We start from the raw sequence: 22,362 nt of genomic DNA on the forward strand, positions 1-22,362 counted from the left end.
AGACTATGAGCAGCAGGCTCCTAATAGTTCTGCAGAACAGAATGCATTAGGCACTTGGGTGACTCCTGTCACTACCCTCGTAGAGAGGCCATCCCGACGGCCCTTCAACGACGAGGAGCACCCATGCAGTTCTACCTAGACGGATACCGCCCCGGCGACCCGGAGGACTTCCCGGCAGCGCCGGGCATCGAGCCCCGTTCGGGCAGCGGCGATCTTCCCGCCGAGGTGGACGTGCTCGTCGTCGGCACGGGTCCCGCGGGTGTCGTCCTCGCGGCCCAGCTCGCGGAGTTCCCGGGCATCACGACCCGCGTCGTCGAGCGCCGCACCGGCCCCCTCGAGATCGGCCAGGCCGATGGCGTCGCCTGCCGCACAGTGGAGATGTTCAACGCGTTCGGCCTCGCCGAGAAGCTCATGCGCGAGGGGTACTGGGTCAACGAGACCACCTTCTGGGGCCCCGGCGAGGGCGAGGGGATCGCCCGCACGGGCCAGGTCCAGGACGTCGCGGACGGCCTGTCCGAGTACCCTCACGTGATCGTCAACCAGGCGCGCATGCAGGAGTACCTGCTCGAGCGCATGCGCACCTCCTCCAGCCGCCTCGAGCCGGAGTACGGCCTCGAGGTCACCGATGTCCAGGTCCTCCCCGACGGCGGCGACCACCCCGTGAAGGTCACGCTTCAGCGCGAAGGCGGGGACACCGCCGTCGTGCGCGCCAAGTACGTGGTGGGATGCGACGGCGCACGGTCGGCGGTGCGGAAGTCGCTCGGGATCGAGCTGCGCGGCGACGCGCGGAACCACGCGTGGGGCGTCATGGACGTGCTTGCCGTGACCGACTTCCCCGACATCCGGAAGAAGTCCGTCATCCAGTCGCCCTCGGGCGGCAACATCCTCATCATCCCGCGCGAGGGCGGCTACCTCGTGCGCTTCTACGTGGACCTCGGCGACCTCGAGCCCGGCGATCGGGATGCGCGCAAGCGGTTCACCCGGGAGTCGATCGTCGAGGCGGCGCAGAAGGTCCTGCACCCCTACACCCTCGAGGTCAAGGACACCGCCTGGTGGAGCGTCTACGAGGTGGGCCAGCGCATCGCGGACCGGTTCGACGACGTGCTCCCCGACGAGCGCGGCACCCGCACCCCGCGCGTCTTCATCGCCGGCGACGCCTGCCACACCCACAGCGCCAAGGCCGGCCAGGGCATGAATGTCTCCATGCAGGACGGCTTCAACCTCGGCTGGAAGCTGGCCGCCGTGCTCGAGGGCCGCAGCCCCGAGTCCCTCCTGGACACCTACTCCGGCGAGCGCCGCCAGATCGCCCAGGACCTCATCGACTTCGACCTGCGCTTCTCCACCATGATGGCCGCCAAGCCGAAGGACCCCGCCCACCCCGAGGCCGGCGGCGTGGACCTCGAGGAGAAGCAGCGGATCTTCACCGAGGCCGGCCGCTTCACCGCGGGCTTCGCGACGGAGTACCGGCCTGCCCTGCTCACCGGCGGTGCCGAGCACCAGGGCCTCGCCACCGGCTTCCCGATCGGCCAGCGCTTCTATTCGGCACCGGTGGTCCGTCTCGCGGACGCGAAGCCCGAGGGCCTCGGCCATGTCGCCGAGGCGGACGGGCGGTGGCGGATCTACGCCTTCGCCGGCGCCGAGGATCCCCACTCGCCCGAGTCCGGCATCGCGCAGTTCTGCCGGTTCCTCGGCGAGTCCGCGGACTCCCCCGTGCGGCGGTTCACGCCTGAGGGCGCCAACCCGGACGCCGTGTTCGACGTCCGCGCCGTGTTCCAGCAGGCGCACCGGGAGCTCGCGCTCGAGAAGCTGCCGGCGTTCCTCCTGCCACGCAAGGGCCCGTTCGGGCTCGTGGACTACGAGAAGATGTTCGCCGCGGACCACAAGGGCGGCACGGACATCTTCGACGCGCGCGGCATCGACCGGAGCCGCGGCGCCGTCGTGGTGGTCCGGCCGGACCAGTACGTGGCCCACGTCCTCCCGCTCGACGCCCACGCGGAGCTCGCAGAGTTCTTCGCCCGGTTCATGGTCCCGACGGCCCAGCTGGCGCAGGTGGGCTGACGCCCCCGCCGTCAGGGCTGATGAGGTGACAGAGGGGGCCGCGCAGGAGCGCGGCCCCCTCTGTGCTGTGTGCGGAAGGTGCCAGTAGGCGCAACGCTACCCCGCGGCGTCGACGTTCCGCCGCCGCCCCGCCAGGTACCCGAAGGTCACGGCGCCGACCCCGATGGCGAGGAACGCCCAGCCGGCGAGCGTGAACTGGCCGGTCGTGTTGTGGATCTGAGCCACGATGAGCGTTCCCGCGGAGCCCACGCCATAGCCGACCCCCTGCATCATGCCGGAGAGGTGGACGGCGGTGTGCGAGTTGCGGGTGCGGAGCATGATCATGGTCAGCGCCACCGCGGTCAGGGCGCCCTGCCCGAGCCCGAGGAGCCCGATCCACACCCACACGAACTCCAGCGGCCCGAGGACGCTGAGGGCGAATCCCACGCAGGTCATGAGCGCGACCGTGACGTTGATGCCGCGCTGGTCCCACATCCGGGCGGCGAGGGTGGGCGCGAAGAGGGAGCCGAGCATCTGGAGCAGGATCGAGACGGAGACCATCGCCCCGGCGGTGGCGCCGTCGATCCCCCGCTCGCGCAGGATCGGGGCGAGCCAGGCGAAGACGCTGAACGAGGTCATCGCCTGGAACAGCATGAAGAGGGTCACGTGCCAGGCCACCCGCGAGCGCCAGACGTTCGTGCCCCCGTGGTCCGCGCCGGTCCGGGCGCGCGGGGCGCGCACGGCCACGGGGGCGAACAGGAGCACGACGGCGGCGGCCGGCGCAGCCCAGAACAGGAGCGCGGCGCTCCACTCGCCGGTGGCCTGGAAGACGGGATAGGTGAACCCTGCGCCGAGGGCGGCGGAGGCGCAGATCGCCGTCGTGTACAGACCGCCCATGAGGCCGAGCCGGTGGGCGAAGTCCTGCTTGACCTCGCTGGGGAGGATGACGTTGCACAGCGCGATCGCCGCCCCGCACAGCGCGGTGCCGACGATGAGGCCCGGCAGGTGCCCCGCGCTCCCCCACTCCGTGGGCCGCACGAGGAGGCCTCCGGTAAGCACCACCATGGCCCCGAGCAGCACGCGCTTGGAGCCGAACCGCCGCGAGAGCACCGGAGCGAGCGGGGCGAAGACGCCCAGCAGCGTCACGGGCGCCGTCGTCAGCAGTGCCACCGCCCACTCGGGGACCGTGCCGCTCGCGCGGATCTCGGTGAGGACGGCGGAGAAGCTCGAGAAGGCGGTGCGCAGGTTCAGCCCGATCAGCACGAGGCACAGGCCGAGGAACACGAGGCTGCCCCGGCTCTGGCCGACCGGCGGACGGAGCCCGGGGAGCCTGCCCGTCCCCTGGTGGGACGGGCCTTCGAGACGCGTGTTTCCGCTCATACGCGCGGTGTTACCTCGGCCGGACCGATCACTTCTGCCATACGGACGAGCCTACCGGCCGGTACCCGGCGGCCGGCTTCCCGGCTGGGCTCACTCCGCGTGATCGGCCTGTTGACTCGGCCACACCGGCGGGCCGTAAATAACTGCAAGATGCTGCCAAGGGGGCCACAGCGACAGGATTCCCGAGGGGGCGACATGTCCGAGGCAGGTTCAGGGCGCCGCCTGCTGACCGTGCTCGACGGTCCGCACGCCGGACAGAAGTTCTACCTGCCCGACGGCGAGACCATCCTCGGACGGAGCGCCGACGCGGACATCGTGCTGGACGATGACAGCATCAGCCGCCGCCACGCAGCCGTGACGGTCTCCCCCAACGGCAGGGTCCGCCTCGACGATCTCGGCTCCCGCAACGGGACGTGGCTGAACGACCAACGCGTGGCCGCCTCCCAGGAGCTCCTGGACGGGGACGAGGTGGGCTTGGGCGAGGTGCGCCTGTCGTTCCACGCTCCTCCCTCTCCCGTCCGGCCGCCACCGCCGCGCAGCCGCAAGCTATGGAGGGGCGCGCTGCTGGCCGGCGCCGCCGAGGTCGTGGTCCTGCTGGGGAATGTGGCGGCGAACGCGCTCGCGGGCTGGACCGGGACGGTGGGCTGGCTGGCAGCTCCGGTCGTCGGTGTCCTCGTGGCCATGGTCAACGACGTCCTCAAGAAGTCCGAACCGGAGGAGCAACCGGAGCGCCAGCCGGGACGCGGGCAGCCGTCCCGGGCGCGCGGTCCGGAAGCCGCATCCGGGAGGCCGAGGGGGGCGCCCAGCCTCGTCCTGGTCCTCGCGGTCCTCGCCGTGGTGGGCCTCGCGCTGGCCTTCGGAGTCCGGTATGTGTCCGGCCTCGTGACCGGGAACGAGCCCGGGGTCGAGCGCCTCGAGGCCCAGCAGGGGATCGAGCGGAGCGGGGTGGCACTGACGGTGCTGAGCGTCCTGGAGACGGACCACTTCACCCAGGTTCGCGCGTCCGTCCGGAACTCGCTGGAATTCACGGTCACGCTGCCCGTGTACAAGAACGCCGTGCTCACCCCCGACGGCGGGGAAAGCCTCGAGGCGGATCCGTTCAGGAGTTCGTGGACAGACAGCATCCCGCCCGGAGCCGAGCGCCAGGGCCGGATCACCTTCCCGGGCCACCTTCCCGCCGCCCGGACCGCGGCCACGCTGAGCTTCTCGACGGTGTTCGGCCAGGGCTTCGGCGGCCCCGCATCCCTGACTACTCCACCGTTCGTCCTCAAGGACCTCGCCTCGGCCAGGGCCACAGCCGGCGCCGCGCACGACGGCGAGCACGCACCTCTGGGGCGAGCACCCGGCGTCGTGCGGGGGCGGCTTGGGCCGCGAGGGCCTACCGAATCCGATAGGGCAGGTGGATGAAGTGCGGGACGGGCAGGGCCACCGCAGGAGCCATCAGAGTGGGCGGGGTGGGCGCAGCCGGCAACATGGGAGGTCTCCCGGCCGCCGCCAGACTGGTCGGGACCGCCGGCTGCCATACAAGAGCGTCGGGCGAGGAGGTCTCCCGCTGGATCCCCGCGAGGAGGACCGCCGCGACGAGCCCGAGCGCGCAGACCACAGCCGCCGTCGCAGCCTGGCGGTCCCCCAGGGCAGAGGCCGACGGGTCTGCGCCCTGCCGGTGCACACTGGACGCCCGATGCATCGGATGGCCATGCGGGACGAAGACGGTTATGGGGGCACGGCGCGCCGCCGGTCCGACTGCCAGATGAGCACGCATGCACATCACCCCTGACGAAAGGCTCCCCAGCACGCTGTGTAGCACCAAGCGTCCGCTCAGGAAGCACCAAGGTCAAGGCCCGATTGACTACAGCCGCGGGAGGGAAGGGGTCTGATGTGAGGAACGCACCAGACTACCGAGCCGCGCTGTCGCGGCTCTGCCCCCTGTCCGACCCCGAGACCGGGACCCTCGTGGGTTTCGATGGCCGCTTCTGGCCGGTCGAGGCGCCCGTAGCGCTCACTGCGCTGAGCCTGCTGCCGCCGCGGGCGCTGGGCTCCATCACCGCGGATTTCCCCCGGGCGAGCCGCCCGGCGCGGCATCACATCGCGGACGCCGCGGAGACCCTCGCGAACACCGCCGGGGAGTGGCTCGAGCGCCGGTGCACGGAGCCAGGCAGCGAGAACCGGGACCTCCGGTCGGCGTGCCAGCCCTTGGCGGCCGAGGTCTCCAACGCCGTCGCCTACCGCGAGATCCTGGACGCCGTGTGCGGGGACAGCGACGACCATGACGGACTGCGTGAGGCGGTCCTTCCCGCCGCACTGAAGGCATTCGAGACAGGGAAGCGGCCGCGGCTCGACGAGGTCGGCGACGATGCAGCCGCCTCGTTTCCCGCCGCATTGCCCCGCACCGACTACCTCGCTGCCGACCCCGCGCTGCGCGAGCGGGCCGGCGCCTACCTCATGGCGTTCGCCCTCGCCCCCGAGTGCGACGATCCGGCTACACCGCTCGCCGCCCGCACGACGGAGCAGGACCCGTTCACGGCGTTCGCCCGCGCGCACCTGCATCAGCCGCAGCGGTATGCGGACGCCGTCCGCGAGCACCGCACGCTCGACCCGAAGGTGCTCGGCCCTGCCATAGCAGCCCGGACACCGGCCCCCGAACCGCTGCCCTGGGGCGCCTGACCGCCCGACCTCGGGGGAACCACGCACGACGCCGTTGTCCCCCTCGGGCGCCCGGCGTACCGTGAAAGCCATCGGGGATCGAACGACAACATCGACGCGGGATCACGCTGGGGCTCCCCCGCGCCGGGCCTCGAGAGCAGGAGCCCTCATCATGCCCACCATCGAAGAATCCATCGTCATCGCCGCGCCGCCCGAGGAGGTCTACGACTACCTCCTCGACCCGACGCACCTCCCCGAGTTCAGCGGCAGCATCACCCGAGCCGAACCCGAAAGCCCCGGCCCGGTGCAGGTCGGCTCGCGGTTCCGGGGAACGACCAAGGTCCTCGGCCGCAACGTCGAATGGGTCGCCGAATTGACCGAGAACGACCGCCCGCGCAGGCAGGCGATCAAGTCCGTCGAGAGCAAGATCGACTTCTCAGGGACCTACACGCTTGAGCCCGAGGGCGCCGGGACGCGCGTCACCTACCGGCTCGAAACCGCCAAGGGCCTCGGCGGGATGTTCGGCAGCCTCGCCGACGCGCTCGTGAACAAGACCTACGCAAGGCAGGTGCGCGCCGACCTTGCCACGCTCGCGGAGATCCTCACGGAGCACCGGGAGAGTCCCGCGGGCTGAGCACGGTGACGCACCACGCACGACGCCGGGCCCACACCTTCTCGGTGCGGGCCCGGCGTTCGCTGCGGGTGGGTCAGTCGGCCGCGTTGGCGGGGACGACCTCAGGCGAGGCGGCGGCGGGAGCCGGCGCTGCGGCGTCGTCCGCCTGCTGGCCACCCGCCTGGGCGAGCGACATGCCGCGCGTCTCCTCGGCGAGGAGGAGCGAGAGCAGGAACCCGGCGAAGGTGATGACCGCGGCCACGATCATGGTCGGGCCGATCCCCCAGCCTTCGAGGGCGAACGGGAGGCCGAACGTCCCGAGTGCCGCGCCGATCCGGCTCACGGCGGTGGTGATGCCGACGGCGCTGGCGCGGACGTTGGTCGGGAACAGCTCGCTCGGGTAGGCCCACTCGAGGATGCTCGGGCCTCCGGAGAACAGCGCGTAGGCGAGGAAGCAGGCCACGACGATGCCGACCGGCGCGGAGGGCGCGAAGCCGAGGATGAAGAGCGGGATCGACATGAGGGCGAAGCACCAGATGATCAGCGGCCGCCGGCCCCAGGTCTCGATGAGCTTCAGGGCGGGGAGGCATCCGGTGAGGAAGACCATGTCGATCACCATTGAGCCGAGGTTGGAGGCGTTGCCCTGGGCCAGACCGAATGCGGAGAGGATCGTGGGACCGAAGGTGTAGATCGCGAAGAGCGGGCCGACCTGGAAGGCGTAGAAGCCGGCACAGAAGATGATGCGCTTCAGGTAGATCGGCTTGAGGAGGATGGCGAGGTCCACCTTGCCCACCTTCTCGTCGGCCTCGCGCGGGCCGGTCTCGAAGACCACGTGGTCAACGCTGATCTGGTCGGCGAGGGCGGCGCGCAGAGCTGCCTTCGCGTCCTTGACGCGTCCGTGGTGGAGGAGCCAGCGCGGCGACTCGGGCGTGCCGAGGCGGAGCAGCATGACGATGGCGCCGAGGAACGCGGAGGAGACGAGCATCCAGCGCCAGGACTCGCCGCCGAACACCTCAAACATGACGTACCCGACGATCGAGGCCAGGGCCTCGCCGATGAACCAGCCGACCTGCAGGACTCCGAGCATCTGGCCGCGGCGCTTGCGCGGGAGCCATTCGGCGAGGAGGGAGTTGGCGATCGGGTAGTCCGCGCCGATGGCCAGGCCCATGATGAAGCGGGCGATCACGAGCTGGGTGGCGTCCTGGACGAAGAACTGGAGGACGGAGCCGAGCACGAGGACCCAGAGGTCGATCGTGTACATGAGCTGGCGACCGATCTTGTCCGTCAGCGGGCCCAGGAAGACGGCCCCCAGGAAGATGCCCACGAGAGCGGCCGCTCCGATGAGGCTCGTCTCGAAGGCTGAGGTGTGGAAGTCGGCGCTGATGCCGATGAGCGCGATCGCGATGATGCTGAGGATGTACCCGTCGAGGATCGGGCCGCCCATGCAGGCGGCGACGAGCTTCTTGTGGAACCGGGCGAATCGGGCTTCGTCAATGGCGGCGTGGATGTCCATCGAGCTCCTTGTGGTGCGGGTGCCGTCCGTTTGGCGTCTGCTGACGACCTGACGACAGTTGATATATCAGGACCATAAAGTGTGACCTGACTCGTGCCACTTGGGGGTCGACCGGGCCTTTTCGGAGTCGTGTTCCTTGATTTTCCGGGGGTCTGGGGTCGGGTTTTGCGCACTAAGAAGGTCTGTCTAGTCTGTCCGGGTGGGCTTGTTCGTGCGGAAGGTGAGGACTGCTTCGGGTGCGACAGCGGTCCAGATCGCCCATACGAGACGCGGCGTGCAGACGATTGTGGAGCACATCGGCTCGGCCCACAGCGATGCCGCACTGGCCGCACTCGGGCAGGTCGCCGAGGCCAAGATCCAGGGCGGGCAGGGCACGTTCGACCTCGACGCGCTCACCCCGCCGGCCGGGGCGGCAAGGCCAGTGGGCGGGTCCCCGGTCATCGTCGCCAGCCGAGCCCGGATCCTGTGGGACGTCCTGTCGGAGGCGTATGAGCGGGTCGGGTTCGGCGCTGTCGGGGACGAGGCGTTCCGTCATCTCGTGCTCGCCCGCCTGATCGAGCCGACGTCCAAGGCCGACACGGTCCGGGTCCTGGGCGAACTCGGCGTCCCCGCAGCGCCGTCGCTACGCACGATCTGGCGAACCCTGGCCAAATGCGTGAAGGAGGACTGGCGCGACGCAGCGTGCAGGGCCGCCTACGCCCACGCGACCGCCGGCGGGGCCGTGGCCCTGGTCATGTACGACTTGACCACGCTCTACTTCGAGGCCGAGAACGAGGACGCGCTACGCAGGGTCGGGATGAGCAAGGAACGCCGGGTGGACCCCCAGATCACTGTCGGCCTGCTCGTCACGCCCACGGGGTTCCCGCTGGAGATCCACTGCTTCGAGGGCAACAAGGCCGAGACCCGCACCCTCATCCCCGTCCTGGAGGCCTTCCAGGAACGCCACGGCGTGAGGGACCTGGTCGTCGTGGCGGATGCGGGCATGCTCTCGGCGGCGAACCTGAACGCCCTCGAGGACGCGGGCTTCCGGTTCATCGTCGGCTCCAGGATCACCAAGGCCCCCTACGACCTGGCCGAGCACTTCCAGGCCCATGGCGACCACTTCCAGGACGGGAGCACGCTCGAGTCCGCCCGAGTGATGGGTGCCGGCAAGGCTGCGCGGGAGCGGCGGGTCGTCTACCACTACTCCTTCACCCGCAAGAAGCGGGACAACTACACCCTGAACAAGCAGATCGAACGCGCCGAGCACATCGCCGACGGCACAAGGCCCGCCAAGAAGGACCGCTTCGTCAAGCTCGAGGACGCCAAGCCCGGAGTCGACTGGGCCCTGGTCGAACGTGCACGGAAGCTCCTGGGGCTCAAGGGGTACGTGACCAACATCCCCGCAGGCACGCTCGACGGGCACGGTGTCGTGGCCGCCTACCACGACCTCTACCAGGTCGAACGGTCATTCCGGATGGCCAAGAGCGACCTGAAGGCCCGGCCCATGTTCCATCACGAACGCGACTCCATCGAGGCGCACCTCACCGTCGTCTTCTGCGCCCTCGCGATAGCCCGCCACCTCCAACAAGCCACGGGAGCCAGCATCCAGAAGATCATCCGCACACTCAGGCCCTTGCGCACCGACACGATCGAGATCAGCGGACAGCTCCTCGAGGCCACCACCCCACCCGGACCCGACGCCCGAGAAATCCTCGACTCACTGGCACCGAAAACTGCGCACTAAGTTGGCACGAGTCAGGTGTGATTAGTCCCACTGTCAACGGCGGGGCGTAAAGCTTGGGTTACTTCTGCCGCACACGGGTGCGGGAGAAGGTCCGGGAGTTCAGACGACGTTGGCGATATGCCGGCTGAAGTCGCGGACGTGTGCGGCCATGAGGCTGGAGGCCTCGTCCGCGTTCCTCGCCAGGATGGCGCGGAGGATCGGGGCAAGCTCGGAGATGCGTTCGACGACGAGCGGTCGCCTCTCGAGGACGGCGAGCCAGATGCGCGTGGCCAGCTTTCCGTAGCGGAGGAGGATCTCCTCGAGGTGGCCGTTGCGCACGAGGGCGAAGATGGCGCTGTGCACGGCGAGGTCGAGCCGGAGGAGGTCGTTCTGGTCGACCTCCCTGGACCCGAGGGACTCCACCAGGCCGAGGTAGCGCTCGATCTCGGGCCGGTCGGCGTCGCGCAGGTTCTCGGCGGCCAGCTTCGCCGCCACGGGTTCCAGGATCTGGAGGATCTGCGAGACCTCGGACAGCTCGGTGATGTCGATGGGCGCGGCGAAGGCGCCCTTGCGCGGCTGGGTGACGACGAGCCGCTCGTGCTCGAGCCGGTGCAGCGCCTCCCGAATGGGGGTCCGCCCCATCTGCATCTCCTTGGACAGCTGCGACTCGTTGATCGACACGTTCGGCCGGATGTCGAGCATGATGAGCCGGTCCGCGATCACCCGATAGGCGATGTCCGCAAGCGATTCGATGGCCAGCTCACCCCTTCTCGTGCCTGTGCCCGACGTCTCAATGTACCGGGTTTGGCTGACCATGGCGGCTGGCGGCCGCCGCGCGACCACAGTACTGAATCCATGCCCTACGCTGAGTCTGCCGGCCGATGGACGCACGACGTGCGACTAGTAATACCGGCCCGCCCAGCTAGTCAGCTTGCAGGCGCGCGCCAGCAGACGGGTCCCGCCGGAGTCCGCCACAGATCTTATGCAGTTATACAAGGCCGCGCTCGCTGAACCACAAGATTAACGGCTACGGCGCAAGCAGGCTTTCGCTCGCCGAACCACCGCATCCACCAAAGCCCCCTGTGTGTTGCGGCGAGGCTTGTAGCCATCAACGAACGGATATCCGCCCTGCTCCAAAACATGACTTATGTTGCAGAACTTAAACTCCACAGAGCCACGGCTTCGCCCCGTTCGAGCCTGCACTTCCTTGTTGCATTCGCTCTTGACATAACGTTCCGACGTAAGCTCACTTTCGAGCATTCGAAAATAAACACCCACCACGGCCCGAATTTCGTCATCATCCCATGGCGCGTTGCGCTCAGCCATGCCCTCCACAACCTCCACAACTGACCGCTGTCACGCATTCAAGCGCGAACCCGAGTTAGGGAACTAGACAAAACACGGAAAGACTAGCTGCAGGGCCCTCCCAACAGAAATTCATATGCGCCAGAAAGCAGGGACCGGATTCATCTAAGCTTTTGCCCGACAGTCTTGCAAGCTTGGCGCTATCCAAGCAGCTTCGGAGGCTCGTCCGTCGGCGCGAGCAATTCCCCGTAAAAGGGCCACCGAGCGAGCGCCCACTCACTGAGCGCGGCCGCCCTGGAAGCAAGAATTTCCGGAGTCCATTCGGCGTTTCTAAAGTAGATGTTCTTCGTCGTGGAGAAAACCGTTTCTGCCTGCAGCAATCTCCGGGAGTCCTCCCAACTCTTGTCCTGTTTCGATGAATTTGCCGGCCCGGAAAGCGGCACCAGATTTGCCCACGTGTCGACCCACTGAGCATGCTGCTCTGGAGAAAAGCTCACAGCCCAATGCTCGTTATATTTCTGCGGCATGACGTGATCAATAGTCATTTTCGGCAGATTCTTCATGACGTCAATTTTTGACTGCTCCTGCTCGTATTCCGCGAGGACAAAAGGAGCAATCTTTCGGCCATAGAGCGAACCGGCAACAACCGCAGCCGAAAATTGCTCGTCAGAAGGAAATACGACAGTCCTACTGACGATCGACTTGCGGACGCGCGAAGGGTCCCAACCCGCTTCGGCCCAAAGCTTTTTGAAAATGGCGTGAAGCCCGGTCGGCTCAATTCCCATCAGAGCTCTACGCACCAGGAATGACTCGATGATATTCAAGCATGAGACCGCATCGCCCACGGGTGCCTCCCCAGCAGATGTGGCCGTAAGCAATTGCATTGCATAGGGGTACAGGGTGGAGGGCCGGTTCAGTGCATTCAACCGCGAGATATTGGCGTGAAGGTCCTTCTCGAAAGCCGTGACAATTCCGGAGTCAATGGCATTGTACGCAGGCTGATGACGCGAGAGGTCCGCCATTATCTCCTTCAACTCCTGCTTTGGGCTTAGCTCTCCATCAGAAGTTATATCGTGCCAATGGCGAACAAGTCGCTTAAACGTCGTAGCCTTCGTAATAGTCGAATCAACGGTCAGGGCAAAGGGGAAAAAGTAGGCTTCGCGAGCGGCAGCGTTAGGAAAATTCTCCTCGAATGACTGCCACTCGGAGGCATACAGTTGCAGCGCCATCGAAGCGTCGTCCTTCAAGCGCTTCAATACCTCGTTCCTCACGAGATCGATGAGACCCAGCCGCATGCCTTCTTTGTTGAGTCGGTCAAAGACCTCGTTCGCATCGTGAAAGTCTCCTAGACGGATCTCGACGAACTCGAGTTGGTCAAGCAATACGTCCCGCAAGCGCGAGATGCGCTCGACCACATCTGGTTCCGGGAGAGCGCTTCCGATTTCATCAAAAAGTGTTCGTTCTTCGATCTTCTTCCGGATCAGGTTGTAAGACTTCGTCATGTTGCCCTCGGCGTCGCCGGCCTGGGCCGTCAGATCCAGCATGACATCTTCGTGGCTTAGGGCAGTCTGCATAATCGAGTTGAACTGATGGGTGTCCCTCAACGTCGGGCGCAACCTAGGGCGGAATCGGGTGTCGCTCTTCGTGCTAACCAGGTAGTCTCGATAGAGATCATTTGCAATTATCCGACCATCAGTGCCCCATTTGTGCGCGGTGCTCGCGAGCGCGACAACAGTGAGATACATCGTCGTCAGACGCTGCTGGCCATCGATCACCCAATATTGGCCCGCTTTGCTCGCGGTCTGGCCTTGTTCGTCATCGAACACGAGCGCGCCGAGGAACCGACTTTGATACTGCTCGTCGAGTACCGTATCGATATCGTCCCAAAGCTGGTTGATCTGCTGCTGCCCCCAGACGTACGCTCGCTGGAACAACGGACAGTACAGTTGTACCTGATCCCCAAGCCTCTGCCCCAGTCGGATTGGTTCCGCTTGCAGCCCGTTCGTGTTAGACACGTCCACCTCTTGATCTCAGGGATCCGATTAACCTCGGCCAGGCTACAGCATGATGGCGCGGTCACCGCGATCGTGGCGGACCCCTGACAGCCTGCAGGCTCTAAGGGGTCTACGCTCTTTCGCCGTCCCTGGCGTTCACATTGTTTTTTGGCGTTGAGGAACCTTCTCGCGGAGGAGCAACGCCCTCCGTTGAATACAATGCATCGGTGAGCCGATCGGGGGTGCCTACGGGCGGACAGTTGCCTGCCGGCGAACCGCCGGTGTGGCAAAGCGACTCCAATAGTCCGACCCAACCTACCCCGAGAAGTGGAATGCGGCATTGTGCCGTAGCGCGATTAGCCATTCTCAGGCCATGCCTTAGGAATCCAGATGACCGGTTCCGCGCCGTCTCGGCTCCCGACCTCGCATTCGACACACGGGGGCCGAGTAAGTCTGAAGCATCGGCCAAATGCGGATCTTTCGGCGTCATCGGCCTCCATTTTTGCGGTAACGGCGGTCTCGCTGCGTCCTTGCCCGCTCGGCGGACCCACATGCATACAGTTCGTTGCCGCCGAGAGCAGGCTGTTGGGCCTAATCGACGCTGCCCCCATCCTTGAAGTCTGGCCCCGAACGGAAGGCTAAGCGTGACGAGCGGAAGCGGGTTAAGCTTTCACCTACGCCTTCCCCTCCGCCTTCTTCCGCCGCGCGACCTCCTCGCGGTGGCGGCGGATCTGCTCGTGGATGAGCCGCTCCTCCTCGGTGAAGCGGAGGGCGTTGGCGTCGTCGACGGAGTCGCGGGCGCCGTCCAGTTCCTGCTCGGCGGGGTACTCGACGTCATCGTCGGTGGGCTCGGGGGCGGCGCTGCGCTGCTCAGTCATGGGCACACTGTAAACCCGCTCTTCCAAGGCGGGTATAGGGGCCGTGGTTGCGATTTGGTGTGGTTTTGGGCGGTAGTCTCGCCCCATGAGCGACTTCCCCAGCCTCGGCATCACCGGCGTCACGGGTGCGATCGGCGGCGAGGTCGCCCGCCTCCTGTCCCGCGACGGCCTCCCCCTCGTCCTCCTCGCGCGGAACCCGGCCAAGGCACCCGAGCTGCCGCGCGCCGTCGTGCGTCCCGCCGACTACGGTGACCGGATGCTCTGCGAGCGCTCGCTCGAGGGGGTCGAGACCGTGTTCATGGTCTCCGGCCACGAGAGCGAGACCCGCATGGAGGAGCACCGCAGCTTCATCGACGCCGCAGTCGCCGCCGAGGTGCGGCACATCGTCTACACGTCGCTGATGGGCGCCGCGCCGGACGCGACCTTCACGCTGGCCCGCGACCACTTCGCCACCGAGGAGTACATCAAGGACGCAGGCCTCTCCTACACCTTCCTCCGCGACTGCCTCTACTCGGACTTCCTCGAGAGCATGGTGGGGGACGACGGCGTGATCCGCGGTCCCGCGGGTACCGGCGCCGTCGCCGTGGTCGCCCATGCGGACGTCGCCGAGTGCGCGGCCGCCGTGCTCCGGAACGCCGCGGCCCACTCCGGGGTCACCTACACCCTCACAGGGCCAGAAGCGCTCACCATGTCACAGATCGCGCACATCATCTCCGAGGTCCGCGGGAGCCAGGTCACGTTCCACGATGAGACGATCCCCGAGGCCTACGACTCCCGGAAGAAGTGGCCCGCGCCGGACTGGCAGTACGACGCGTGGGTCTCCACCTACACCGCCATCGCCGCTGGGGAGATGGCCACCGTGACCGAAGACGTCGAGGACCTCACCGGCCACCGCGCGCGGAGCCTGCGGGACGTGCTGCGGGGCGAGTAGCCTCAGCCGGCCAGGTGGCCTTGGCTGCAGGTGTCCTGGCCCGGGAGGATGTCATGCCCGTGGATGCAGGTCCTCGCCGGCGCCGTGTGCTCGTGGCCCGGGGTGAAGAAGAGGCCGCTCGGGCCGTTGGCGATCCCGTTGTTCTCCCGTCCGAGCCACCCCTTGTGGGTGCGCCGCTCCGTTGGCGGCGCCGCGGCAGCGTCCTCGGACTTGTGCGCGAATGGATTCTTCATGATGCCCACCGCCTCGGGATCCGGCACCGGCATGCGCCGCGCCGATACCCAATGATAGGCGCGAGAAGGCGCCGTCGAAGTGGCGGAATCGAAGCCTTCGCAGCGGCGCCCAGCGGGGGTATGGTGGCGCCACTGACTGCGGGAGGAGGCCCACGATGCCGCGGTTCCTGATCACCTACCACAACATGCTCTACCCCGACCCTGACTACGTCACGGCGAGCAGGAAGGCCCTGAGGGCTTGGGCCGACGAGAAGCTCGGGGATGCCCTGGTCGACTTCGGATCCCCCCTGCTGCTCGGCGGCCAGCTGTGCTCCGGCCAGCCAGCGGACTCGGTGGAGATCTCCGGCTTCACGATCATCAAGGCCCGCTCACTCGCCGAGGCGCGGGACCTGCTCGCCGACCACCCGTACCTCGCCCGAGGGGCCACCATCCAGATTGACGAATGCGTCGAAGTCGACGCGTGAAGGTGCAGAGCCGGGGAGCGCTGCTCGCGGCATAGACGTCCATTGAGGGGAGTACGGCTATGAAAAAGGCGTTCATCGCCAGTGTTGCGGCAGCGGTCTTCGCGTTCGGGCCACTCACGGTCGCGCCGGCAGCCGGGGCGGCCTCTCCCCCGCCGGGGGCCGGTGCGCCGAGCGTCGACGGGCCGATCGCCTCCGGGCAGATCCTGGTCAGGTTCCGCGACGACTCCGCACGCGCCGGCGTGCTCCGACAGCACGGGCTCAGCGATGGGCCCAGCGTGGGCAGCACGGGCGCCCGCCTCATCAAGGTCCCGTCCGGCGCAGAGCTGCGGCTCGTCCAGGCCCTCGGCAGCAACCCCGCCGTCGAGTATGCGGAGCCCGATGCCGTCGCGAGCGCCACGACGGACCCCGACTACGTCCCCCGCCAGTACGCGCTGAATAACACCGGGCAGTCCTTCACCAACACCGACGGCACCATCACGGTGCCCGCCGGCAAACCGGATGCCGATGTCGATGCCGTGGAGGCGTGGACCGTCACGAAGGGCGACGGCGTGAGGGTCGCCGTCCTCGATTCGGGTGTGGCAACCGACAACGACGACATCTGGCCCAAGGTGGCGGAGTACGCCAACCTCAGCACCTCACCGACCCTTGACGACCTGTACGGCCACGGAACCCACGTGGCAGGCATCGTCGCGGCCGCCGACAACGGCTACGGAGTGACGGGAGTGTGCCCAGGCTGCAGCATCCTCGACGGCAAGGTCCTCGACGACAGCGGCTACGGCACGTCATCGGTCATTGCCCGCGGCATCGACTGGGCCGTCAGCAAGGGTGCGAAGGTCATCAACATGAGCCTGGCCATGCGGTTCTCCTCCACCACCCTCCAGACCGCCGTCAACAACGCATGGAACAAGGGAGTCGTCATCGTTGCCGCCGCCGGGAACACCGGCGCGCAGTCCAAGATGTACCCGGCCGCCTACAGCAATGTCATCGCCGTCGCCGCCACGGACAACACCGACACCAAGGCATCCTTCTCGACCTACGGCGCGAAGTGGGTGGACGTCGCTGCCCCCGGGGTGAGTGTCTACTCGACCTTCCCGAAGCACCACTTTGCCTTGGCCGACAGCTACGGCCGTTCGCAGGGCTACGACATCGGCAGCGGCACGTCGATGGCCTCGCCGATCGTGGCCGCCATCGCTGCGCTCGCCTGGAGCTCCCATGCCACCGCCACGAACGCCTCGGTGCGCACCAACGTCGAGTCAACGGCGGACAAGATCAGCGGAACCGGCAGCTCCTGGGCCTACGGCCGGGTGAACGCGAACGGCGCCGTGCACTAGGTTCACATCATCGGGCGCCGGCGTTTGCCGCGGCCTCCGGCTCGCGCAGGAACGCTTCGGGCGAGCCTTCCAGAACGGCTAACAGGCCGCCGGCCAGACAGGTCCGCTCCAGCATGCCGTCGATGCTCACCCACTCGTTCCGAGCATGTGCGCCGTCGCCCACGGCACCGAGACCATCGAGGACGGGCAGTCCCAGTGCCGCGGCGAAGTTACCGTCGCTGGCTCCGCCCACGAAAGCTTCAGTCAAGTCGATCCCGATTTCCCTGGCCGCGGCTTCGGCCGCAGCGAAGAGCCTTCCGGTCTCCGGTGACCGCATCATGACTGGCCGGTTCCACTCGCCCTCCACCGTCAGAGTGGCCGCCGGATGCCGAGTCTCGAGCGTCTCCAACACCTCCGTGATGCGGCGCACCTCGTCGTCGGAGGAAACCCGGACGTCGACGGCGGCGTGTGCCCTGCCGGCCGTCACGTTGGTCCTCGTGCCTCCATTTACGAGCCCGACATTGACTGTGGTCCCCTTGGATTGGTCGGCCTGAGAATGAAGCCGCAGGATCACCCGGGCGATCTCGTCGATGGCGCTGACCCCTGTACTGGGGTCGAGACCCGCATGGGCTTCGCGTCCTTCAACGGTCACCTCGAAGATGCCGACTCCCTTGCGAGCGGTCTTCAGAGCGCCCCCGGCGCTCGCTTCAAAGACCAGCACCGCGTCTCCGCGGAGCACCTCCCGTTCGATCACTGCCCTCGATGATGGGCTTCCCAGCTCCTCGTCACCGTTCAGGACGAGGCGCACGTTCGGGACGGGGAGCCCCAGTGCGCGTGACGCCCTGATGGCCCACACGAGCTGCACGAGGCCAGCCTTCATGTCGAACGCGCCGGGCCCGCTGAAGCGGTCGCCCTCGACGGTGGGAGGCCACCCGGAGAGGGTGCCCGCAGGCCACACCGTGTCGTAGTGACAGAGCGCCGTGATCCAGGAACCGGATCCTGTTCCGGACGGATAGTCAAGGACAACGGTGTCGCCCCATTCGCCGCCCTCGAACGTCGTGCGCGCGGCAGGGGGCCCGAGACGGCAATCCAGCCACCCCTCGATCCAGGCCAGTCCTGAGGCGAGCAGCACCTTGTCGTCCGAGGGGGTCTCTTGGCGCACGTAGGCGGCGAGGTCGTCCACCATCTCGGCGCGCCGTGGCTCGATCCACTCCCTCAGGTCTCGTATGGCACTCATCGGGCGGCGTCCTTCCCGCCAGGGGAGACAGTCTCGCTGAGGGCGAGCGCCGTCCGATCGAGGTCCGCCAGATGCGCCTCGTCCATGGTGCTTTCACCGTTCTCGAGTTGCCGGATCGCCGTCACGAGCGCCTCGACGAGCGGTAGCCGCACGCCCCGGGCGGCACCCATCTCGATCACCGGTCCGTAGTGCGAGGGGATTTCTGTGCCGCGATGACGGACGGCGATATCCCGCCAGATTCCCGAGCGGGTCTTGCTCTGGGTGGACAGCCAGACCACGAGATCATCCGTGGCCTCGGAGTTCTTCTTCGGGTCTGCCCCACGGACGTACGCGGCAGGGTCGAAGGCATCGAAGGCCTCGAGCTCAATGCCTTCCGCCGCAGCGAGGTCGAATACCTCTGCCGCCAGCTCGTTCATCGCGGGCCGGTGCCGGTCGATGAGCTCATGCATGTGGGCGTCGGCGAGAGCTGTCGCGGCCAGCATCGCGCCGAAGCCCAGCTTCGACCAGAGGAATCCCGCCACGTTGTCAGTGACCTTCGGCTCGCCCCAATGCCTGAGGTCCTCAGCGAGCCGACGAACACGCAGGCTGACGCCGCCCGAGTATTCACCCAGCGCCATGGCTCCCGCGCCGCCGTCGCTGATGACCCCGGGTTCGAGCACGTCGGCGAAAAGGTCGACGAAGGCTGCCACAGTCCTGTCCGCGCCGACGTGCTCGGCAATGGTCGATTCGTTGAGCCCGTTCTGCAGGGAGGCGATGTACCCATCGCTGCTCAGCCTCGGCGCTATCCACGCTGCCGCGCTGCCGGTGGCCTGCGCCTTGACTGCGAGCAGCACCCGGTCCAGATGATCCGGGGCGTCATCCAAGGTGTAGGCGGGCACCCGTGCGACGAGGGTGCCGGACGGCCCCTTGATCTGAAGGCCGTTCTGCCGGATCGCGTCGATGTGCCGACGGTCGGCATCCACCACCTGGACCGGGACTCCCTGGGCATCCAGATGGGCTGCCAGAGTGCCGCCGATGGCGCCGGCGCCAACTACCGTGTAGGGATTCTTGGTCATCATTTCCTCAGTTGTCTCGACTGCCGGATTCGCTCATGGAACGCGGCGTCCAGTGGAGGGGCAGATTCATGGCGCCAGCAGAGGAGCCGCCATCGACTCGCAATGTCTCGCCGGTGATCCACGCAGCCTCCTCCCCTGCGATCCACACGACAGCTCGGGCAATGTCGTCGGGCTCACCTCTCCGGCCCAGCGGGTTTCCCGAGACTGCTGCCGCATATTCCTCGGTGACAGGGTTGGCTGTGCTGTTCACGGTGACGAAGCCGGGGGCCACCGCATTCACCCGGATCCCGTAGGGGCCAAGTTCGAGGGCCGACGCCTTGGTCACCATTTCCAGGGCTGCCTTGGATGTCGAGTACGGCGCAGCGCCGGGCCGGGCACGCAGGGCCGCCCCCGAGGAGATGTTCACGACGCTTGCCCGTCGGCCGGATTCGACCGCCCGCCGGGCCAGTGCCACGGTCGCGAGCAGCGGCGCCCTCGTGTTCAGGTGGAGCACGCTGTCCCAGCTGTCGGCATCCAGCGAGAGGAACGGCGTTGCCGGATAGACTCCCGCGGAGTTGACCAGAACATCCACGGGCGCAACCGCCCATGCTTCAGCCACCATGTCTTCCGGTCCGTCTGGAGTCCGGAGGTCCGAGACGACGGCTCGGACCTCCTTCGCGCCAGATCGGGCGCACTCATCGGACGCGGCCTGGAGCTGGGCGGCGTTGATGTCGACCAATGTCAGGCGGCAGCCGAGACCTGCGAAGCGGACCGCGGTCTGACGGCCGATGCCGCTGCCGGCTCCGGTGACCACAACATGCCGGCTCAATCGAGTTCCTTGCCCTTGGTCTCCGGCATGGTCAGGTAGACCGCGACGCCGATCGCGGCCGCGATGGTGCAGTAGAGCCAGACGAATCCACCCAGGCCGCTCGTGGTCATCCACGTGGTGATGTAGGGGGCAGTGCCACCGAAGATGGCCACCGCCAGGGCGTACGGGAGGCCGATGCCAGTCGCCCGCACTTCTGCGGGGAACTGCTCCGCCATGATCACCGCGCAGTTGCCCGAGTAGCCCAGCAGCAGGATGATGCCGACGACCTCGATGAACAGCAGCATCCAGAAGTTGCCGTTGAGCAACGTGAAGGCGGGCCAGGAGAAGAGCAGGAAGCCAGCGGCGAAGGCTGTGAGCGTGGGCTTTCGGCCGATCTTGTCCGACAGGAGACCGGCGAACGGGAGCAGGACGAGGAACAGTGCGACCGCGATGAAATTCGCGAGCAGCGCCTGGCTCAGGGGGATGCCGGTTGCCACCGCGGCGTACGTGGGCATGTAGGAGACCCACATGTAGTAGAGCAGCGTGCCGGCAATGGTGATCCCGAACACGCGCAGCGTCGCCTTGGGGTGCTGGACGAACATGGCGAAGACAGGGTTGCGACGACGCTGGCCGGACTCCTCGACGCGGGCCTCGGCCTTGATGAAGGAGTTGGTTTCCGCCACGGAGGAGCGGAGCCACAGGCCTACGAGGCCCAGCAGCGCTGCGGCGATGAACGCCGCGCGCCAGCCCCAGCCATCCAGCGCTTCCTTCGGAAGGCTGCTCGTGACGATCGCGCCCATGCCAGAGGCCAGCAGAACGCCGGCGCCCACCGAGACCTGCTGCCACGAGCCTGCGAATGCCCGACGACGGGGCGCGGCATACTCAACGAGAAACGCCGAGGAAGAGCCGAACTCGCCGCCAGCGGCGAAGCCCTGGACGATCCGGGCCGCGACCAGGATGAGCGGGGACAGGATGCCGACAGCCTCGTACGTCGGGGCGATGCCGATGACCGCGGTGGCGCCAGCCATCATGCCGATGGTCAGCACCAGGCCCTTCTTGCGTCCCTTACGGTCGGCATAGGCGCCCATGATCGCGGCCCCGACCGGCCGCATGACGAAGCCGACGGCGAAGATCGCCAGCGTGGCCAGCAGGGCTGCGACCGGGTCGCCGCTGGGGAAGAAGTGGTGGGCGAACACCGAAGAGAAGGTGGTGTAGACCGCCCAGTCCACCCACTCGACGGCATTTCCGATGCCTCCGGCGATGATCGCCTTGCGTCCGTGGGCAGTGAGCTTGGTTTCGTCTGCTGACACCATCGTCAGCCGCTGTGTGCTCATGAGATACCGATCCTCGAGGTCAGTTGGGCGGCAACGTGCGTTGCCAGGTCTTCGTGCGTTGCCAGCCACACGCCGTCGTGCGTGCGGATGTACGTCATCAGCTCTTCCAGCACGAGCAGGCGGGAGCGGTGGCCGATGATGTGGGGGTGGAGGGTGAGCTGGAAGACGCCGTTCTCGGCATAGGCGGCGTCGAACTCGTCTTTCCAGATCTGAATCAGCTGCCGCGGCGGCATATACGGGCGGAGACCGGTGTAGCGATCCATCATCAGGTACGGCGCGTCGTCTCGGATCCACTCGACGGGTATCTCGATGACCCCGGTCTGCGCGCCGTCCGCCAGGAGCTCGTACGGTTCATCGTCCGCCATGAGCGAGGAGTCATAGAGGAATCCGAGCTCCCGGATGACGTCCAGAGTGGAATCCGAGAAGTCCCAGGAGGGCGTCCTGATTCCTGTGGGCCTCTTGCCCGACTGTTCGTGCAGTACGTCTGTCGCACGGCCGAGGAGATCCAGCTCCTGGTCCTTGCTGAGCAGGGTGTTCCTCTCGTGGATCCACCCATGGACCCCGACCTCGTGGCCGTTGTCCACGTACATCGGAACTTCCTCCGGCCGCAGCAGTGCGCACACCGCAGGGACGTAGAAGGATGCTGGGGCCTCGTAGCGGCGTAGCAGGTCAAGGATCCTCGGAACGGCCACCCGCGCCCCGTACTCGCCCTGCGCCATGCGCCCCGGCGAGGTCTCGCCGTCGCGAAGTGAGGGGGTCTCGTGATCGGAGTCGAAGGACAGCAGGACTGCGACCTTCGCGCCGTCTTTCCAGCGCAGGTCCGGATCCGGGTGCAGGAGCGGCTGACCGGCGCGGATCTTGTTGACATCGCCGCGCCACTGCGATTCGGGCCATCCCCACGGCTCTGACCGTGTCATTGGGTGGTTCTCCTTCCAGACCGTAG

At 67.1% G+C, this 22,362-nt stretch carries 20 protein-coding genes; 8 read left to right on the forward strand and 12 right to left on the reverse strand.

From position 1 onward, the window contains the following. Positions 1-123: 123 nt before the first annotated feature. Entirely contained in the window at positions 124-2,058 is a 1,935-nt protein-coding gene (locus ABD298_RS08030) for an FAD-binding monooxygenase (RefSeq protein WP_344299160.1), read from the forward strand. Between the two features lie 96 nt (positions 2,059-2,154). On the opposite strand, the gene ABD298_RS08035 is transcribed toward ABD298_RS08030, so the two are convergent. Continuing rightward, positions 2,155-3,417, reverse strand: a complete 1,263-nt coding sequence (locus tag ABD298_RS08035; RefSeq protein WP_344299161.1) for an MFS transporter — start codon at positions 3,415-3,417, stop codon at positions 2,155-2,157. A 195-nt stretch (positions 3,418-3,612) separates the two neighbouring features. Between ABD298_RS08035 and ABD298_RS08040 the strand changes: the two genes are divergently transcribed. The 3 genes from ABD298_RS08040 (at position 3,613) to ABD298_RS08050 (ending at position 6,694) form a co-directional block, all read left to right on the forward strand. Further along, positions 3,613-4,824 (forward strand): FHA domain-containing protein, encoded by a 1,212-nt coding sequence (locus ABD298_RS08040; protein ID WP_344299162.1) that lies wholly within the window; start codon positions 3,613-3,615, stop codon positions 4,822-4,824. Positions 4,825-5,295: 471 nt separating this feature from the next. Continuing rightward, a complete protein-coding gene (locus tag ABD298_RS08045; protein WP_344299163.1) occupies positions 5,296-6,081 on the forward strand; it encodes a hypothetical protein in 786 nt (261 codons plus the stop codon). Positions 6,082-6,232: 151 nt separating this feature from the next. Then, positions 6,233-6,694 carry an SRPBCC family protein gene (locus ABD298_RS08050; protein ID WP_344299164.1) on the forward strand — a complete coding sequence of 154 codons (462 nt, stop codon included), beginning with the start codon at positions 6,233-6,235 and terminating at the stop codon, positions 6,692-6,694. Positions 6,695-6,767: 73 nt separating this feature from the next. Here ABD298_RS08050 and ABD298_RS08055 read toward each other — a convergent pair whose 3' ends face one another. Then, positions 6,768-8,186, reverse strand: a complete 1,419-nt coding sequence (locus ABD298_RS08055; RefSeq protein ID WP_344299165.1) for an MFS transporter — start codon at positions 8,184-8,186, stop codon at positions 6,768-6,770. A gap of 199 nt (positions 8,187-8,385) precedes the next feature. Here ABD298_RS08055 and ABD298_RS08060 point away from each other — a divergent pair, with 199 nt between their 5' ends. Further along, positions 8,386-9,912, forward strand: coding sequence for an IS1634 family transposase (locus ABD298_RS08060; RefSeq protein ID WP_425564352.1), 1,527 nt, complete (start codon positions 8,386-8,388; stop codon positions 9,910-9,912). Positions 9,913-10,011: 99 nt separating this feature from the next. Here the strand turns inward: ABD298_RS08060 and ABD298_RS08065 are convergent, their stop codons facing one another. The 4 genes from ABD298_RS08065 to ABD298_RS08080 form a co-directional block, all read right to left on the reverse strand. After that, positions 10,012-10,707: a GntR family transcriptional regulator gene (locus ABD298_RS08065; protein ID WP_344299166.1), complete on the reverse strand. Its 696-nt coding sequence runs from the start codon at positions 10,705-10,707 to the stop codon at positions 10,012-10,014. Positions 10,708-10,911: 204 nt separating this feature from the next. Next, positions 10,912-11,217 carry a hypothetical protein gene (locus tag ABD298_RS08070; RefSeq protein ID WP_344299167.1) on the reverse strand — a complete coding sequence of 102 codons (306 nt, stop codon included), beginning with the start codon at positions 11,215-11,217 and terminating at the stop codon, positions 10,912-10,914. A 179-nt stretch (positions 11,218-11,396) separates the two neighbouring features. Then, positions 11,397-13,211: a DUF262 domain-containing protein gene (locus ABD298_RS08075; RefSeq protein WP_344299168.1), complete on the reverse strand. Its 1,815-nt coding sequence runs from the start codon at positions 13,209-13,211 to the stop codon at positions 11,397-11,399. A 653-nt stretch (positions 13,212-13,864) separates the two neighbouring features. Beyond that, positions 13,865-14,068 (reverse strand): hypothetical protein, encoded by a 204-nt coding sequence (locus tag ABD298_RS08080; protein WP_344299169.1) that lies wholly within the window; start codon positions 14,066-14,068, stop codon positions 13,865-13,867. An 85-nt stretch (positions 14,069-14,153) separates the two neighbouring features. Here ABD298_RS08080 and ABD298_RS08085 point away from each other — a divergent pair, with 85 nt between their 5' ends. Beyond that, positions 14,154-14,999, forward strand: coding sequence for an SDR family oxidoreductase (locus ABD298_RS08085; RefSeq protein WP_344299170.1), 846 nt, complete (start codon positions 14,154-14,156; stop codon positions 14,997-14,999). A gap of 2 nt (positions 15,000-15,001) precedes the next feature. Here the strand turns inward: ABD298_RS08085 and ABD298_RS08090 are convergent, their stop codons facing one another. Then, positions 15,002-15,232 (reverse strand): hypothetical protein, encoded by a 231-nt coding sequence (locus ABD298_RS08090; RefSeq protein ID WP_344299171.1) that lies wholly within the window; start codon positions 15,230-15,232, stop codon positions 15,002-15,004. Between the two features lie 155 nt (positions 15,233-15,387). On the opposite strand from ABD298_RS08090, the gene ABD298_RS08095 reads away from it, so the two are divergent. Both ABD298_RS08095 and ABD298_RS08100 read left to right on the forward strand, forming a co-directional pair. After that, positions 15,388-15,696, forward strand: a complete 309-nt coding sequence (locus ABD298_RS08095) for a YciI family protein (RefSeq protein WP_344299172.1) — start codon at positions 15,388-15,390, stop codon at positions 15,694-15,696. Positions 15,697-15,755: 59 nt separating this feature from the next. Further along, a complete protein-coding gene (locus tag ABD298_RS08100; protein WP_344299173.1) occupies positions 15,756-17,027 on the forward strand; it encodes a S8 family serine peptidase in 1,272 nt (423 codons plus the stop codon). A gap of 7 nt (positions 17,028-17,034) precedes the next feature. Here the strand turns inward: ABD298_RS08100 and ABD298_RS08105 are convergent, their stop codons facing one another. Genes ABD298_RS08105 through ABD298_RS08125 form a run of 5 tightly spaced genes read right to left on the reverse strand, consistent with a single transcriptional unit; the run spans position 17,035 to position 22,336 of the window. Next, positions 17,035-18,192 carry a M20 family metallopeptidase gene (locus ABD298_RS08105; RefSeq protein ID WP_344299174.1) on the reverse strand — a complete coding sequence of 386 codons (1,158 nt, stop codon included), beginning with the start codon at positions 18,190-18,192 and terminating at the stop codon, positions 17,035-17,037. 47 nt (positions 18,193-18,239) lie between these two features. Continuing rightward, the gene (locus ABD298_RS08110) at positions 18,240-19,298 is read right to left on the reverse strand and encodes a ketopantoate reductase family protein (protein WP_344299175.1); all 1,059 of its coding nucleotides are present in this window, start codon (positions 19,296-19,298) and stop codon (positions 18,240-18,242) included. Positions 19,299-19,305: 7 nt separating this feature from the next. Then, positions 19,306-20,106, reverse strand: a complete 801-nt coding sequence (locus ABD298_RS08115; protein WP_344299176.1) for an SDR family NAD(P)-dependent oxidoreductase — start codon at positions 20,104-20,106, stop codon at positions 19,306-19,308. Beyond that, the gene (locus ABD298_RS08120) at positions 20,103-21,419 is read right to left on the reverse strand and encodes an MFS transporter (RefSeq protein ID WP_344299177.1); all 1,317 of its coding nucleotides are present in this window, start codon (positions 21,417-21,419) and stop codon (positions 20,103-20,105) included. The genes ABD298_RS08115 and ABD298_RS08120 overlap by 4 nt, the downstream gene beginning before the upstream one ends. Next, a complete protein-coding gene (locus ABD298_RS08125; protein ID WP_344299178.1) occupies positions 21,416-22,336 on the reverse strand; it encodes a polysaccharide deacetylase family protein in 921 nt (306 codons plus the stop codon). The genes ABD298_RS08120 and ABD298_RS08125 overlap by 4 nt, the downstream gene beginning before the upstream one ends. Between the last annotated feature and the right edge of the window lie 26 nt (positions 22,337-22,362).

The sequence above is a fragment of the Sinomonas flava genome, from assembly GCF_039531875.1.
In the GTDB taxonomy this organism is placed as follows: domain Bacteria; phylum Actinomycetota; class Actinomycetes; order Actinomycetales; family Micrococcaceae; genus Sinomonas; species Sinomonas flava.

Excerpts from the sequence above, each read along its gene's own strand:
- ABD298_RS08100 (WP_344299173.1), top strand. The coding sequence starts at position 15,756 with ATGAAAAAGGCGTTCATCGCCAGTGTTGCGGCAGCGGTCTTCGCGTTC.
- ABD298_RS08030 (WP_344299160.1), top strand. The coding sequence starts at position 124 with ATGCAGTTCTACCTAGACGGATACCGCCCCGGCGACCCGGAGGACTTC.
- ABD298_RS08070 (WP_344299167.1), bottom strand. The coding sequence starts at position 11,217 with ATGGCTGAGCGCAACGCGCCATGGGATGATGACGAAATTCGGGCCGTG.
- ABD298_RS08120 (WP_344299177.1), bottom strand. The coding sequence starts at position 21,419 with ATGAGCACACAGCGGCTGACGATGGTGTCAGCAGACGAAACCAAGCTC.
- ABD298_RS08065 (WP_344299166.1), bottom strand. The coding sequence starts at position 10,707 with ATGGTCAGCCAAACCCGGTACATTGAGACGTCGGGCACAGGCACGAGA.
- ABD298_RS08090 (WP_344299171.1), bottom strand. The coding sequence starts at position 15,232 with ATGAAGAATCCATTCGCGCACAAGTCCGAGGACGCTGCCGCGGCGCCG.
- ABD298_RS08055 (WP_344299165.1), bottom strand. The coding sequence starts at position 8,186 with ATGGACATCCACGCCGCCATTGACGAAGCCCGATTCGCCCGGTTCCAC.
- ABD298_RS08050 (WP_344299164.1), top strand. The coding sequence starts at position 6,233 with ATGCCCACCATCGAAGAATCCATCGTCATCGCCGCGCCGCCCGAGGAG.
- ABD298_RS08125 (WP_344299178.1), bottom strand. The coding sequence starts at position 22,336 with ATGACACGGTCAGAGCCGTGGGGATGGCCCGAATCGCAGTGGCGCGGC.
- ABD298_RS08080 (WP_344299169.1), bottom strand. The coding sequence starts at position 14,068 with ATGACTGAGCAGCGCAGCGCCGCCCCCGAGCCCACCGACGATGACGTC.
- ABD298_RS08105 (WP_344299174.1), bottom strand. The coding sequence starts at position 18,192 with ATGGTGGACGACCTCGCCGCCTACGTGCGCCAAGAGACCCCCTCGGAC.
- ABD298_RS08040 (WP_344299162.1), top strand. The coding sequence starts at position 3,613 with ATGTCCGAGGCAGGTTCAGGGCGCCGCCTGCTGACCGTGCTCGACGGT.
- ABD298_RS08085 (WP_344299170.1), top strand. The coding sequence starts at position 14,154 with ATGAGCGACTTCCCCAGCCTCGGCATCACCGGCGTCACGGGTGCGATC.
- ABD298_RS08110 (WP_344299175.1), bottom strand. The coding sequence starts at position 19,298 with ATGACCAAGAATCCCTACACGGTAGTTGGCGCCGGCGCCATCGGCGGC.
- ABD298_RS08095 (WP_344299172.1), top strand. The coding sequence starts at position 15,388 with ATGCCGCGGTTCCTGATCACCTACCACAACATGCTCTACCCCGACCCT.
- ABD298_RS08035 (WP_344299161.1), bottom strand. The coding sequence starts at position 3,417 with ATGAGCGGAAACACGCGTCTCGAAGGCCCGTCCCACCAGGGGACGGGC.